Below are 15,313 nucleotides of genomic sequence, written 5' to 3'. Positions count from 1 at the left end.
GTTGTCCACAGGCGGTGGCTGAAGTCGTGGACCGCGGACAGAATCGAGTGGTGGGCACGGACGCCCGGCTCCCCGGCCGGCCCCGCTCCCCGCGCCGTAGCACCCCGATCCACCAGGAGTACCGGGAGGCAGCAGTGAGGACAGCGACACTGGGACCCGCGGAGCGCGCCGAGGCGCTGGCCGCGATGGCCGAGCGCGAACTCGACGTGTTGGTCGTGGGAGCGGGCGTGGTCGGCGCCGGGACGGCTCTGGACGCGGCCACCAGAGGACTGACGACCGGTTTGGTCGAAGCGCGCGACTGGGCGGCCGGGACGTCCAGCAGGTCGAGCAAGCTGATTCACGGTGGGCTGCGCTATCTGGAGATGCTGGACTTCGCGCTCGTCCGGGAGGCGCTGAAGGAGCGCGGGCTGCTTCTGGAGCGGCTGGCCCCGCATCTGGTGAAACCCGTGCCGTTCCTCTACCCCCTGCAGCACAAGGGGTGGGAGCGGCTGTACGCGGGCTCCGGCGTCGCCCTGTACGACGCGATGTCGGTCTCCTCCGGCCACGGCCGCGGGCTGCCCGTGCACCGGCACCTCTCACGCCGCCACGCCCTGCGGGTCGCGCCCGCCCTGAGGAAGGACGCGCTGGTCGGCGCGTTGCAGTACTACGACGCCCAGATGGACGACGCCCGCTATGTGGCCACACTCGTGCGCACGGCCGCCGGCTACGGCGCGCACGTGGCCAACCGTGCGCGTGTGGTCGGCTTCCTGCGGGAGGGCGAGCGGGTCGTCGGCGCGCGCGTGCAGGACGTCGAGGAGGGCGGTGAGTACGAGGTCAGGGCCAAGCAGGTGGTCAACGCCACCGGCGTGTGGACGGACGACACCCAGGCGCTGATCGGTGAGCGCGGCCAGTTCCACGTGCGTGCGTCGAAGGGCATCCACCTGGTCGTCCCGAAGGACCGCATCCACTCCTCGACCGGCCTGATCCTGCGCACCGAGAAGTCCGTGCTCTTCGTGATCCCGTGGGGCCGGCACTGGATCGTCGGCACGACGGACACCGACTGGGACCTGGACAAGGCACACCCGGCCGCCTCCAGCGCCGACATCGACTACCTGCTGGAACGCGTCAACTCGGTCCTCAACACCCCTCTGAGCAGGGACGACGTCGAGGGGGTCTATGCCGGGCTGCGGCCGTTGCTGGCCGGCGAGTCGGACGCCACGAGCAAGCTCTCGCGGGAACACACGGTGGCCCACCCCGCGCCGGGACTCGTGGTCGTCGCAGGCGGTAAGTACACGACGTACCGGGTGATGGCGAAGGACGCCGTGGACGAGGCGGTGCACGGGCTCGACCAGCGGGTGGCGGACTGCGTCACGGAGGACATCCCGCTCCTGGGCGCCGAGGGGTACCGCGCCCTGTGGAACGCCCGCGCCAGGATCGCGGTCCGCACCGGGCTGCACGTCGTCCGGGTGGAGCATCTGCTCAACCGGTACGGCTCGATGGCCGAGGAGTTGCTCGAGCTGGTCGAGGGCGACGCCTCGCTGGGCGAGCCGCTGGCGGGGGCGGAGGACTACCTGCGCGCGGAGGTCGTCTACGCCGCCTCGCACGAGGGGGCCCGCCACGTCGACGACGTACTCACCCGCCGGACCCGCATCTCCATCGAGACCTTCGACCGGGGCACCCGGTGCGCGCGGGAATGCGCCGACCTGATGGCGCCGGTGCTGGGCTGGGACACGGGCCGGATCGAGCGCGAGGTCGAGCACTACCGCAAGCGGGTGGAGGCCGAGCGGGAGTCGCAGCGGCAGCCGGACGACCTGACGGCGGACGCGGCTCGGCTGGGCGCGCCTGACATCGTGCCGATCTGACGGCGGGTCCGGTCCCGCCCGGGCAGTCCGGGGAGAGCTCCGCTTCCGGCGGTGCCCTGCCCGGTCAGGCCGGGCAGGGCACCGGGGCGGCCACCCGGCACCGCGCCCGGCCCGTCCGCCGCGAAGGTGGTGCTCGGTGCGCGACAGTCGGGGGGCACCCGGCGGGCCGCTTCAGGGGTCCTGCCTCGACGAAGGGCCGGGAAACGGAGGACGATGCGGGGGCGGGTCGCGGTTCGCCGGGCAGGCTCGCCGTTCCGGGGACGAGCGGAGTCCGGACCTCGAGAGGCCGGGAAGCGCGCGGGGACCGGGCGTGGCAGGGGCTCCTCCCACCGGTCGCCTCGTGGCCGACCCCGGACCCGGGACCATGACCGGTCCCGGGGTGAGGGACAATGAACGCTCTGCCAGGGCGGGTTGATCGCAGAGGGGACGCATGTCGGAGGCGGAGCAGGCACGGGAGCCCCAACGGGACAAGGACGGACGTCTCCTCGCGGGGCGGTACCGACTCGGGGAGGTGCTCGGCCGGGGCGGCATGGGCACGGTCTGGCGCGCTGCCGACGAGACGCTGGGCCGCACGGTCGCGGTCAAGGAACTGCGGTTCCCCACGGCCATCGACGAGGACGAGAAGCGCCGGCTGATCACGCGCACGCTGCGCGAGGCGAAGGCGATCGCGCGGATCCGCAACAACAGTGCGGTGACGGTCTACGACGTGGTCGACGAGGACGACCGGCCCTGGATCGTCATGGAACTCATCGAGGGCAAGTCGCTCGCCGAGGTGATCCGCGAGGACGGGACGCTGACACCGAGACGCGCGGCGGAGGTGGGTCTCGCCATCCTCGACGTGCTGCGCTCGGCGCACCGCCAGGGCATCCTGCACCGCGACGTGAAGCCGTCCAACGTACTGATCTCCGAGGACGGCAGGGTCGTCCTGACCGACTTCGGGATCGCCCAGGTGGAAGGAGACCCCTCCGTCACCTCCACGGGCATGCTCGTCGGCGCCCCCTCGTACATCTCGCCCGAGCGGGCCCGCGGGAACAAGCCGGGGCCGCCCGCCGACCTGTGGTCGCTCGGCGGACTGCTGTACGCGAGCGTCGAGGGCTGTCCGCCGTACGACAAGGGATCGGCCATCGCCACGCTGACCGCCGTGATGACGGAGCCGGTCGATCCGCCGAAGAACGCCGGCCCGCTGACGGAGGTCATCTACGGCCTGCTGACCCGGGACCCCGAACAGCGGCTGGACGACGCGGGAGCGCGTGTCCTGCTGAACGCGGTGATCAACGCCCCGGAGCAGCCGGGGCGGCCCGCGGAGGAGCCGGCCGACCGCACCCAGGTCATGACACTGCCCACGATCACCGCCCCCCAGGAAGCCAAGGGGCCGAAGAGCGGCGGCAGGAAGGCCTCCGGCGCGGCCGCCGCCGGGGCCGCGGGAGCCGGTGTCAAAAGCGCCTCCGGGCAGGGCCCCCGTCCTGGGACGGGAGGCAGGTCCGCCGCCTCCGGGACACCCACAGGCTCCGCCACACCTACAGGCTCCGCGGCACCCGCCGGGCCGGGAGCCCCCGCGGGTGCCGCGACACCCGCCGGTTCGGCTTCGACCCCGGCCCCCGGCACCGCGACCGGGGAGAGCACGCGGGAGCGGCTCCGCGGCGCGCTGCGCTCCGTACGGAACGCGAAGACCCCGATGGCCACGGCCTCCGCCCCGGGGCAGGGCATACCGCCGCGTCCGGCGGGCGCGTCCTCCCCGGCCCGTGCGTCGATCACCGACGTCGTACCGCGCCGCACACTGGTGGTCATCGCCGGGGTCGTCGTCCTGGCCGTGCTGGGCACCGTCCTGGCGCTCACCCTCGGCGACGACGGGGGTGAGCAGGGCAGCAGCGCCGGGAGCGGCGGCCCCGCGTCGGCCGACGGCGGCGCGGGCACCGACTCCGGGTCCGGCAAGGAGACGGACAGCGGCAAGGGCGGTGGCACGGACGACGGTGCGAAGGACGGGCAGGAAGAGGACAAGGGCCAGGCGTCCAAGGACCCTTCGGGCACTCCCAAGAGCGATGCCCCGGCCGGCGACGGGCTGCCCGCGGGGTACAAGAAGGTCACCGGCAAGCGGTTCCACTTCACCATGGCGATGCCCGCGGACTTCCGGCTCGACGGCATAGCGGGCCAGAACTCGGGTGGCATCTACAACGCCGACGGCGGCTTCCCGCGCGTCCAGGTCGACTACAACTCCTCACCGAAGGACGACGCGGCAGCCGCCTGGCAAGGGGCGGTCGGGGCCACCAAGAGCCTCAGTGACGGCTACAAGCACATCCGGATCAAACCGGTCGAGTACAACGGCTACCCGACCGTCGCCGACTGGGAGTTCACGCGCAATCAGCAGGGCAAGAGGATCCGTGTCCTCAACCGGGGATTCAAGGCCGACGCCACCCACGGCTACTCGATCATGATCAGCTGCCGGGCGGACGAGTGGGACGGCGAGGAGTGCCGGACCCTGCGCGAGACGGCGTTCGCCACGTTCGAGCCCACCGACTGACATGCGCTGACCGCACAGGGTGACGCGTGGGGTGTTCCGCAGGGTGCGTCGTCCGGCCGGAGGGCAGGCCCGGCAGCGTCCGGTGGGTGTGGTCCCCGGGCGGAAGGGCCCCCCGACACCCGCTGTATCAGGCTGACACCGGCAGCGCGGCGCGTGTGCGTACCAGGCGCCACCGGGCGGACGGGACGTGCGGAACACGTCTGGGTGTGCCCTGTGCGGCCGGGTTGCGCCGACCCGGCAGCACGGCCGCCACTTGCCCCGTATGGTGAGAGGCCGAGGACGGTACGCAGCCGGGATCACGGGGTAACTGCACAGCACGTGACCGTGCTTGACGGATGTGAGCGGTCTTCGTGACCGGGGGACAGCGCGCTCTGGGGAGGTGTCGTGGACGACTACGCGGGTCGGGTACTCGCCGACCGCTACCGCCTCCCGCTGCCCCCGTCCGATGCGTACGAGCTGGTGGAGACCCGGGCGTTCGACACCTACAGCGGGCAGGAAGTCCTGGTTCGCCAGGTGCCGTTGCCGGAGGTCGTGGATGCCGAGGTGATGGACGCCGACGGTCCCTCGGCGACCGCCAGGCGGGCCACCGGACGTACGGTGCGCCGGTCGACGGACCCCGCGGTCCGGCGGGCGATCGAGGCAGCCCAGGCGGCGGCCCAGGTACCCGACCATCCGCGGCTGGACCAGGTCTTCGACGTGTTCGCCGAGGCGGGCTCGCTGTGGATAGTGAGTGAACTGGTCGCCGCCAGGCCGCTCGCGGCGCTCCTCGCCGAGCGCCCGCTCAATCCGTACCGTGCCGCCGAGATCGGCTCCGACGTGCTCACCGCTCTGCGGGTGCTGCACGCGCACGGCTGGACCCACCGCAACATCACCGTCCGCACGGTCCTGGTCTGCGACGACGGCCGTGTCGTGCTGACCGGTCTGGCGGCCGGTGCCGCCGAGGAGGCGCTGTGCGGGTACGCTCCCGTGCCGCACACCGAGGACGAGGGAGCGTACGGGCCCCCGGCGGTCGAGACGGGCCCCACCGGCCCGTACGAGCCGCCGCCCGCACCCGACCCGCTGCCCGCCCCCGAGGAGACCTCCGCCGGGGTGCCGGCGGCCCGCCCCTACGCCGGGATCGAGGCGGTGCGCCCGCCCGGGGCGGACCGGGAGAACGACCCGGGCGCCGGCCCGGTGAGTGACCAGGAGGACGGCGGCCGGAGCGGGCAGGAGCTCGTCCCCCGCCCCGCGCGACCCGCCGTGCCCGTGGTGGAGCCCGGAGCGGGCAGCGCGGCGCAGCTGCGTGCGGCCCGTGCCGGAGCCATCGCGGCGTACCGTGCGGGTGCCCGCGCGGCGGCCCGGGCCGACCAGGGCCTGCCGCCTGCCGCCCGGCAGAGCGGTCGGCCGGGCGAGGACGCACCCCGCGAGGACCCGTCGCGTACGGGCCGGCCGGCCGAGGACGCGCCCTACGGCGACGCGGCCGACCGGATCCCCCCGCACGGCGACGCCCTCCGGGAGGCCCGGCCGTACGGCGACGGGCATCACGGCGCCCCGTTCGACGAGGCCCCGGCGTACCGGGGCTCGGTATACGAGGAGCCTCCGCTCCACGGCACCCTGCCGTACGGCACCCCCTCGCGGGAGGAGCCCGCGGCACCGCCCGCCGGGGGGCAGCAGCGGCCGGCCGGCCCCTGGGGCCCCGCGGCCGGGGCCCCGGACGGCTCGGTCCACGACGACGCGTACGACGAGCACGAGGCGTACGACGGCGAGGACGAGGACGACGACCCGGGGGACGACGGCCCGGGCCTCCTGCCCCCCGCCCGATGGGTCCACCTCGCCGGCACGTGGGACGACGGCCCCGGTGCCGGCCGCCCCGTGCCCGCGGGCGGATCGGGCTACTCCGGCGAGGACGCGCTCCGCGCAGACGCCCGCCGCCCGGGCAGCGCGCCCGCGGAGGGCCGGGACCGGCTGCCGCAGCCGGTGGCCGCACGGGCGCCCTCCGGAGGATGGGACGCGGTCGTCGCCTCCGGCGGCGACACCCCCGCCTACCGTGGCCCCGCCACCCCCCTCGCCGCCGAACGCGCCCGGCAGGCCCGTATCGCCGTGGTCGGTGCCGTCACGGAGCGCTGGGCGCCCGAGCAGGCCGGGCCCGTCCACGACAACTGGCAGCTGGCCCCGCCCATCGGCCCGTCCACCGACCTGTGGGCGCTCGGCGCCCTGCTCTACCGTGCCGTGCAGGGCCACGCGCCCTACCCGGAGGAGAACGCGGCCGAACTCGTCGAGATGGTCTGTGCGGAGCCGCCCGCGTTCGCGGAGGACTGCGGCCCGCTCCGCCCCGTCGTCGAGTCGCTGCTGCGTCAGGACCCCACGGAAAGGCCGGACTTCGAGGAGCTGCGCGGCTGGATGCGCTCACTCGTGCGCTCGGCCCCGGAGCCCGAGGCGGGCACCGACGTGGTGCCGCTGCCGCCCGCCGACGCCGCCCGCCTGCCCGTGGTGCGCCGCAGGGGCGAACTGGTGCGCAGGCGCCGGGGGCGTGGGACCGCGCACGGCCGCCACCGGCAGGGCAGGCCCCAGCGGTACGAGAAGCCGCCCCGCGCCCCCCGGGCGCCCAAGGAACCCAAGGTGCTGCGTCAGCCGGCCCCGGGCGCCCAGCCGCCGCGGCGGCTGGGCCGGCTGCTGCTGGTCCTGATCCTGCTGGTGACGGCCGCAGCCGTGGCCTACGCCGTGATGTTCATGCCCGAGGAAGGATCCGGACCGGGCACGAAGACCGGGTCGCAGCCCCGGCCCTCCGGTTCCGCCCCGGAGGCACCGGCCGGACCGGCGCCCGAGGCCAGCGCGTCGGACGCGTCGTCCGGCGGCTCCGAGGGCTCCTCCGGCTCGCAGCAACCGCAGACCAGCCACTCCGCCGCCACCCTCGCCCCCGGCCATGTGCTGCGCAAGGACCCGGAGGGCTTCGAGATCGGTGTCCCGAAGGAGTGGCAGCGCAGCCCGGCCAACGCGGACCGTCAGATCCGTTACGGCAGCGACGGGTTCAGCGTGCTCGTCGTACCCGGCAGGGACACCGTCAAGGCCAACGGCGCCGACCCACTGGACTACCAGCGCAGCGGCGAACCCGAGCTCACGCCCTTCCGGGAGTCGAGCTGGGCCACGTCCTCGGGCCTGCGCCGGGTCGACGTCGGCCGGCAGGCCATGGCCGAAGGGCAGTTCACCTGGCAGGAGAGCGGCGGGCGCGAGGTGTACGTCCGCAACCTGGTCATGATCGTGGACGGCAGGTACCACATCATCCAGGCGATCGGCCCGGAGAACGAGCGTGACAAGGTGTCAGAGATCTACGAACAGGCCATCTCCACGTATCGCGTGACGTCCTGACACGTAGTCGGCACACGGGCAAGCATCACAGTGCGGTCTCGTGGGCGGTGCGAGGTTACGCCGGGCCGCCCCTCTCCGTACCCTGTCGTTCGAAGGAATGGGGCGGGGACACACGTGGAACACGCGCAGAGCACGGGAGCGGGAATCGTACTGGCCGGGCGGTACCGGCTCGGTGAGGTTCTCGGTCGTGGGGGCATGGGCAAGGTCTGGCGGGCTCAGGACGAGGTGCTGCACCGGACCGTCGCCGTCAAGGAGTTGACCGCCGGGCTGTACGCCGCCGAGGCCGACAGGGCGGTGCTGCACGCCCGTACGCAGAAGGAGGCGCGCGCGGCGGCGCGGATAACCCACCCCGGGGTCGTCACCGTCCACGACGTCATCGAGTACGACCACCGCCCCTGGATCGTCATGCAGTACGTCGACGGGCCCTCGCTCGCCGACGCGACCAAGGAGAGCGGCGAGGTAGAGGCGCGCGAGGCCGCCAGGATCGGCCTGCACGTCCTGAGCGCCCTGCGGGCCGCGCACGGCGCCGGGGTGCTGCATCGCGACGTCAAACCCGGGAACGTCCTGCTCGCCCGCGACGGGCAGGTGCTGCTCACCGACTTCGGGATCGCCGCGATCGAGGGTGACTCCACCATCACCAGGACCGGCGAACTGGTCGGCTCCATCGACTATCTGGCACCCGAACGGGTACGCGGCGGCGACCCGGGCCCCGCCTCGGACCTCTGGTCGCTGGGCGCCACCCTCTACACGGCCGTCGAGGGGCGCTCGCCCTTCCGCCGCTCGTCGCCGATCTCCACCATGCAGGCCGTCGTCACGGATGAACCGCCACCGCCGCTGCGGGGCGGCGCGCTGGAACCCGTGATCACGGCGCTCCTGCGCAAGGACCCGGCGGACCGGCCGACCGCCGAGGAGACGGAGCGGATGCTGCTGGACGCGATGGAGGGCCGCAAGCCCCGCGCCGCGCAGGCCCACGTGCCCACGCAGCGGATGTCCGGGGAGGATCTGCGCGCCGTCTCGTCCCCCGACGGGGCGACGGCCCACCTCGCCCATCCCCTGCCCCCGCCGCCCACCGCCCCGCACACCACGGTGCCCACCACCCGGCGCACAAGGGGCCGGTGGCGTACGGCCGCGCTCGTCGTCGCGGTCGCCGCGCTGATCGGCGGGGCGGCCGGCCTCCTCGCGATGAAGTACGTGGACAACGGCGGGGGTACGGACAACGGCTCGGAGGACCGGTCCGCCGCCGGCCCTGAGAAGCCCGGCCCTTCCCCCTCGGTCTCGGACTCCGGACCCTCGCCGGACGCGTCGGATTCGTCGGGCTCGTCGGGCTTGCCGGGCGGAGACGCGCAGCCCGTGAAGGAGGTACCGGACGGCTGGCACCGGGTGCAGGACCCGGAGGGCTTCAGCATCGCCGTCCCCGACGGCTGGACGCGGCAGACGGACGGCGGCCAGATCGACTACACCCCGGACAACGGGGCGCACCGCATCCGGTTCAGCGTCGATCCGCAGCCCGACTTCGACAACTCGTACATGCACATGCTGGGCATCGAGAAGGACCTCGCGGTGCGGCTGCCCGGCTACCAGCGGCTCACCCTGCACTCCAACGTCTTCCGCGACCGGCCCGGCTCCCTCTGGGAGTTCACCTGGGTCGAGTCCAAGGACCACCCGGGGCCGCGCCACGGGATCGACCAGATGTACTTCGGTGAGACGGGCGGTCCGGAGTACGCGATCTACATGACGGGTCCCGAGGAGGACTGGGCCGAGAGCCGGGAACGCTTCGAGACGATGCTCCGCAGCTGGCAGCCTCCGCCGCAGTAGGCGCACCGGGGCCGTCCGTCGCCTGTCCGACTGTCACGGCTCTGCACCCGGTGAGGCGTCCCTGTGGCAACTCGCGGCCCGTTTCGCCAGGATGTGCCCATGAACCACGATGGGGGACGGGCGAACGAGCCCACCAGCTACGAGCTCCGGCCGCCGCACGCCCCGCAGGGCGGCGCACCGGGGCCGGCTCCGGTGCCGCCGCAGACACCGCCCGGAGCCGCGTACGGGCCCACCCCGACCGTCACCGAACCGCACCCGGAGGGCGCGCCCCAACGTGTCCTGGGCGGCCGGTACCGGCTCACGGGGCGGCTCGGGCACGGCGGCATGGGGACGGTCTGGCGGGCGCACGACGACGTGGTGGACCGCGAGGTGGCCGTCAAGGAACCGCGGGTGCCGGACCACCTGGGGGAGCGCGAGCGGGCCAACGTCTATCTGCGCATGCAGCGCGAGGCCCGTGCGGCCGCCCGGATCGACCATCCCAGCGTCGTCACCGTGCACGACGTGGTGGTCGAGGACGGCAAGCCGTGGATCGTCATGGAACTGGTCAACGGCCAGTCGCTCGGCGACCGGCTGCGGGAGGGCACCCTCGACCCCCGCGAGGCCGCGAGGATCGGCCTCGCCGTCCTCGGCGCGCTCACCGCCGCGCACCGGGCCGGGGTGCTGCACCGCGACGTCAAGCCGGACAACGTGCTGCTCGGGCGTGAGAACCGGGTCGTCCTGACCGATTTCGGCATCGCCCAGGTCGAGGGCGAGCAGCGGCTCACGGAGACGGGCGCCTTCGTCGGCTCGCCCGAGTACATCTCGCCGGAGCGGGTGCTGGGCCGGCTGCCCGGCCCCGAGTCGGACCTGTGGTCGCTGGGCGTGGTGCTCTACGCGGCCGTGGAGGGCATGTCCCCGTACCGCCGTTCCCACACGCCGGCCACCCTGCAGGCGGTCCTCTCGGCGGAGCCGCAGATGCCGGCCCGGGGGGCCGGCGCCTTCGGGACGCTCGTCATGCAGCTGCTCCGCAAGGACCCGGCCGCGCGGCCCGCTCCCGCCGAGATCCGGGCGGCCCTCGAGGCGGTGGCGGCGGCCCCGGCCCCGGAGTTCACCCCGCAGTACGGGGACGGCTCCTCGGGCGGCAGCCGCTGGGTGCCTCCCGTGCTGCACGGCAACCGGGCCGCGCAGTTCGGGCTGGGCGGCGCGGTGCTCGCCGTCGCCCTGGCGCTGGTGCTGCTCCTCGCCAACCCGTTCACGGGTGGCGGGACGCCCGAGGGCTGGCAGATCAGACCGGAGAACGAGGTGCTCTCGGCGGACGTGGCGGTCCCCGAGGAGTACCAGCGCGAGCAGGGGGACGACGGCGACGCCGTCCGGTACAAGGACCCCAGTGGCGTCTTCGAGATCGACTTCCGGCACCGGGGGCTGCCGGACGAGGACGCCATCGGCGCGGACGCGGACGAGCCGGGGGCCGACCCCGTGGCCCGTAAGACGTACTACGAGAAGGGCGGGGCGAGCACCACGGAGATGAAGGACGCCACCGTCACGTCCACGAAGACCGAGCACCAGGGCCGCACGGCCTTCGACATGGTCGTGGAGTACACCCCCTACACCGCGAGCGAGGACGAGCCGCTGCGGTACCGCTTTCACGAGCTCCTGATCCCGGGGAAGACCGAGAGCGATCCGTACTGGCACGTCCGGGTGCGGATGCCCGCGGCGGGCCAGGCGGCGAAGGACGGCGAGGAGATCTACGACGAGGTCACCGAGCGCCTGAAGATTCACGGCTCCTGACCCGCCACCGGCAGATAGCCCCTGATCAGCGGTTATGTAGCCAGTGATCACTGGCCGGGTCGCCGGGGCCGGCGGCGGGGTGTGGCGGGGTCTGTGAAAACCTGTTACCGACGGGTACCCAAAGCGGGCGGGTGGACATACTCTCGCCCACATGACGGACTCGCAGGCCTCCACGACCACCTCCGCCGCCCCCGGCACCCGCGTCGGTACGAACCCGGTGGCCGCCGCCCCCGCCGGCGTGCGCACCGCGGCCGACGTGGTGACACCCGAGGTGGTCGCCCGGCTGACCCGCGGCGTCGTCGGCTCCGGGCGCACGGCCAACCACACCCCCTTCACCGGGGCGAAGCTGGCCGATCTCCCCGAGTCCACCCCCGAGGACGTCGCCGCCGCCTACGAACGCGCCCGCGCCGCCCAGCCCGCCTGGGCGGCGGCACCCGTCCGCGCCAGGGCCGCCGTACTGCTGCGCTTCCACGACCTGGTCCTCCAGCGCCAGTCCGAGGTCCTCGACCTCATCCAGCTGGAGACCGGCAAGGCCCGGCTGCACGCCCACGAGGAGGTCCAGGCCGTCGCCGTGTCGGCCCGGCACTACGGGCGCGGGGCCGCCGCCTACCTGAAGCCGAAGCGGCACACCGGGGTGGTGCCGACCCTGACCAAGGTCACCGAGCTGCGGCAGCCGCGCGGCGTCGTCGGCCAGATCGCCCCCTGGAACTACCCCCTCGAACTCTCCGTCGGCGACGCGCTGCCGGCCTTCGTCTCCGGTAACGCCGTCGTGATGAAGCCCGACACGGAGACCGCGCTGACCGCCCTGTGGGCCCGCGACCTGCTGATCGAGGCCGGGCTGCCCGCCGAGGTGTTCCAGGTCGTGCTCGGCGAGGGCCCGGTCGTCGGCCCCGAGGTCGTCAGGCACGCCGACTACGTCTCCTTCACCGGCTCCACCCGTACCGGCCGCGAGGTCGCCCAGGGTGCCGCCGCCCGGCTCGTCGGCGTCTCGCTGGAGCTCGGCGGCAAGAACGCCATGCTCGTCCTGGAGGACGCCGACGTGGAGAAGGCCGCCGCGGGCGCCGTCCGCGCCTGCTTCTCCTCGGCCGGCCAGCTCTGCATCTCCATCGAGCGGCTGTACGTCCACGAGTCCGTCGCCGACGCCTTCCTGGAGCGCTTCGCCGCCCGTACGAAGGCGATGCGGCTCGGCAGCTCCCTGGCGTACGGCGCCGACATGGGCTCCCTCGTCGGCGAACGCCAGCTGGAGACCGTCACCCGGCACGTCGCCGAGGCCGTCGAGAAGGGTGCCACCCTCGTCGCGGGCGGCGTCGCCCGGCCCGACATCGGCCCGCTGTTCTACGAACCGACGATCCTGGACGGCGTCGAGGCGCCCATGGCCGTCTGCACCCAGGAGACCTTCGGCCCCGTCGTCTCGGTCTATCGCTTCAGCGACGAGAACGAGGCCGTCGCCCTCGCCAACGCCACGCCGTACGGTCTCAACTCCAGCGTGTGGACCAGGGACGCGCGGCGCGGCCACCGGGTCGCCGCCCGGCTGCGGACCGGCACCGTCAACATCAACGAGGGGTACGCGCCCGCCTACGGCAGTGTCCAGTCCCCGATGGGCGGCATGAAGGACTCCGGCCTCGGCCGGCGCCACGGGTCCGAGGGCATCCTCAAGTACACCGAGGCCCAGACGGTCGCCCAGCAGCGGCTGATGCCGCTCGCGCCGGCCTTCGGGATGGACGACGAGAGGTACGCGGCATTCATGAGCCGCAGCCTCAAGGCGATGAAGGCCTTCCGGCTGCGCTGAACCCCGGGACGGGCGTGCCGCACCCTCGGCGGCACCCCGTCCCGCGCCTCATCCGCTTCGGCACCCGCCCGCTCTTCCCCGCATCTTCCTGATCCTTTCTGTCTCTTTCGTACCGAGGAGAGCCATGTCCCAGGACAGCCCTGCCCAGATACCGGCCGGATCCGCCGTCGAGGCGGCCGACGACGACGCGTACGACTTCGACGTCCTCGTCGTCGGTTCGGGCTTCGGCGGCGCGGTCTCGGCCCTCCGGCTGAGCGAGAAGGGGTACCGGGTCGGCGTCCTGGAGGCGGGCCGCCGCTTCACGCGCGAGACCCTCCCCAAGAGCTCCTGGGACCTCAGGAACTACCTGTGGGCCCCGGCCCTGGGACTCTTCGGCATCCAGCGCGTGCACCTGCTCGGCAAGGTGATGGTGCTGGCGGGGGCCGGTGTCGGCGGCGGCTCCCTCAACTACGCCAACACCCTGTACGTGCCGCCTGCCCCGTTCTTCGAGGACCGCCAGTGGGCGGACATCACCGACTGGCAGGACGAGCTGGCGCCGTACTACGACCAGGCGAAGCGGATGCTCGGGGTCAGGCTCAACCCGACCATGACCCCGGCCGACGTCCACCTCAAGGCGGCCGCCGAGACCATGGGCGTCGGCGACACCTTCCACCTCGCCCCGGTGGGCGTCTTCTTCGGCGACGGGCAGGACGCCGACGGCACGGCGCGGGCGAAACCCGGCGGTGAGGTCGCCGATCCCTACTTCGGCGGAGCGGGCCCCTCCCGCAAGGCCTGTGCCGAGTGCGGCGAGTGCATGACGGGCTGCCGCCACGGCGCGAAGAACACCCTCAACGAGAACTACCTGTACCTGGCCGAGAAGGCCGGGGCCGTGATCCGCCCGATGACGTCCGTCGTCGCCGTCACCGACGACCCGGACGGCGGCTACCACGTCTCCACCGTCCCCACCCACCGGCGCAGAAAGGCGCGGCCGGACGTCCTGCGGGCCCGCAAGGTGATCGTGGCGGCGGGCACGTACGGAACGCAGACCCTGCTGCACACCATGAAGGACGAGGGCCTGCTGCCGCGGCTCTCGCCGAAGCTCGGCGAGCTGACCCGGACGAACTCCGAGGGGCTGGTGGGCGCGCAGACGAGCGACCGCCGCTACCGCGCGAAGCACGGCACCGCGAAGGCCGACTTCACCCAGGGTGTCGCCATCACCTCGTCGATCCACCCGGACCCGAACACCCACATCGAGCCGGTCCGTTACGGCAAGGGCTCCAACGCGATGGGCGCGCTGACCATCCTCCAGGTCCCCTACAGCGCCCACCGGGTGCGCAGCTGGTTCGGCAACGTGGCGCGGCACCCGTGGCTGGCGATGCGCTCGCTGTCCAACCGGCGCTGGTCGGAGCGGACCATCATCGGACTCGTCATGCAGTCGCTGGACAACTCGCTGGTCGCCTACCGCAAGCCCGGTGGTGTCGGAAAGGGCCTGCTCACCGCCCGGCAGGGCCACGGGGCGCCCAACCCGACGCAGATCGCCGAGGCGACGCGGGGGGCCACCCTCCTCGCCCAGGAGATCAACGGCTTCGCGGGCTCGAACATCGGGGAGCTGATGGGCACCCCGCTGACCGCGCACTTCCTCGGCGGCTGCGCGATCGGGGCGAGCGCCGACGAGGGGGTCATCGACCCCTACCACCGGGTGTACGGCCACCCGGGCATCTCCGTCGTCGACGGTTCGGCGGTCTCCGCCAACCTCGGCGTCAACCCGTCGCTGACGATCACCGCGCAGGCGGAACGTGCGATGGCGTTCTGGCCCAACAAGGGCGACGCCGACCCGCGCCCGGCGCAGGGCGAGGCGTACGAGCGGCTGGCCGCGGTCGCGCCCCAGGCTCCGGCGGTGCCCGAGGAGGCCTTCGGGGCGCTGAGACTGCCGTTCCTGGGAATGCCCGTGGTGCCGCCGAAGGCGACCGCCTCCGAGTCCTGACCCCTCGGGACCTGCCCGTTCCGCCGATCCGCGACCGGGCGGGGAAACGGCCGACGGTCCTCACCAGCCCCACCGACGGGGAAGCGCCCGGGGGGCTGCACCCCCCTCCGAGTGCAGCCACCCACGCGTGGTGTTCGCCTGCATGACCTGTGAGCCCCGGCAACGGTTGCCCCCGGACGCGCGGATTCCTGATGTGGTCCTCGCCACACACGGAGGACGGCGCCCAGGGGTTGACGACGGCGGCTCCGGACCGGTGCGCGCCGGAACGGGCCGTC

7 protein-coding genes are annotated in these 15,313 nt (G+C 73.5%); all 7 read left to right on the top strand.

What is annotated here, in order from left to right:
* Positions 1 to 134: 134 nt before the first annotated feature.
* The 7 genes from ACH4VO_RS27130 to ACH4VO_RS27100 all read left to right on the top strand — a co-directional run bounded on the left by ACH4VO_RS27130 (position 135) and on the right by ACH4VO_RS27100 (position 15,038).
* Positions 135 to 1,841 (top strand): glycerol-3-phosphate dehydrogenase/oxidase, encoded by a 1,707-nt coding sequence (locus tag ACH4VO_RS27130; protein WP_360997229.1) that lies wholly within the window; start codon positions 135 to 137, stop codon positions 1,839 to 1,841.
* Positions 1,842 to 2,271: 430 nt separating this feature from the next.
* Complete coding sequence (locus ACH4VO_RS27125) at positions 2,272 to 4,359, top strand: protein kinase (RefSeq protein ID WP_360997231.1); 2,088 nt, start codon at positions 2,272 to 2,274, stop codon at positions 4,357 to 4,359.
* 384 nt (positions 4,360 to 4,743) lie between these two features.
* Positions 4,744 to 7,704 (top strand): protein kinase, encoded by a 2,961-nt coding sequence (locus ACH4VO_RS27120; RefSeq protein WP_398441541.1) that lies wholly within the window; start codon positions 4,744 to 4,746, stop codon positions 7,702 to 7,704.
* Between the two features lie 114 nt (positions 7,705 to 7,818).
* Positions 7,819 to 9,519, top strand: a complete 1,701-nt coding sequence (locus ACH4VO_RS27115) for a serine/threonine-protein kinase (RefSeq protein ID WP_360997235.1) — start codon at positions 7,819 to 7,821, stop codon at positions 9,517 to 9,519.
* A gap of 99 nt (positions 9,520 to 9,618) precedes the next feature.
* A complete protein-coding gene (locus ACH4VO_RS27110) occupies positions 9,619 to 11,286 on the top strand; it encodes a serine/threonine-protein kinase (RefSeq protein ID WP_360997237.1) in 1,668 nt (555 codons plus the stop codon).
* Positions 11,287 to 11,437: 151 nt separating this feature from the next.
* A complete protein-coding gene (locus ACH4VO_RS27105) occupies positions 11,438 to 13,075 on the top strand; it encodes a succinic semialdehyde dehydrogenase (RefSeq protein ID WP_360997239.1) in 1,638 nt (545 codons plus the stop codon).
* 124 nt (positions 13,076 to 13,199) lie between these two features.
* A complete protein-coding gene (locus tag ACH4VO_RS27100) occupies positions 13,200 to 15,038 on the top strand; it encodes a GMC family oxidoreductase (RefSeq protein ID WP_360997241.1) in 1,839 nt (612 codons plus the stop codon).
* Positions 15,039 to 15,313 lie beyond the last annotated feature (275 nt).

It is taken from the genome of Streptomyces sp. NPDC020780 (assembly GCF_044334475.1).
Classification (GTDB): Bacteria; Actinomycetota; Actinomycetes; order Streptomycetales; family Streptomycetaceae; genus Streptomyces.
This window is presented reverse-complemented; position numbering and strand designations above follow the sequence as displayed.

What these genes read in the sequence shown, in the direction of transcription:
- ACH4VO_RS27125 (WP_360997231.1), top strand. Translation starts at nt 2,272, where the DNA reads ATGTCGGAGGCGGAGCAGGCACGGGAGCCCCAACGGGACAAGGACGGA.
- ACH4VO_RS27110 (WP_360997237.1), top strand. Translation starts at nt 9,619, where the DNA reads ATGAACCACGATGGGGGACGGGCGAACGAGCCCACCAGCTACGAGCTC.
- ACH4VO_RS27105 (WP_360997239.1), top strand. Translation starts at nt 11,438, where the DNA reads ATGACGGACTCGCAGGCCTCCACGACCACCTCCGCCGCCCCCGGCACC.
- ACH4VO_RS27100 (WP_360997241.1), top strand. Translation starts at nt 13,200, where the DNA reads ATGTCCCAGGACAGCCCTGCCCAGATACCGGCCGGATCCGCCGTCGAG.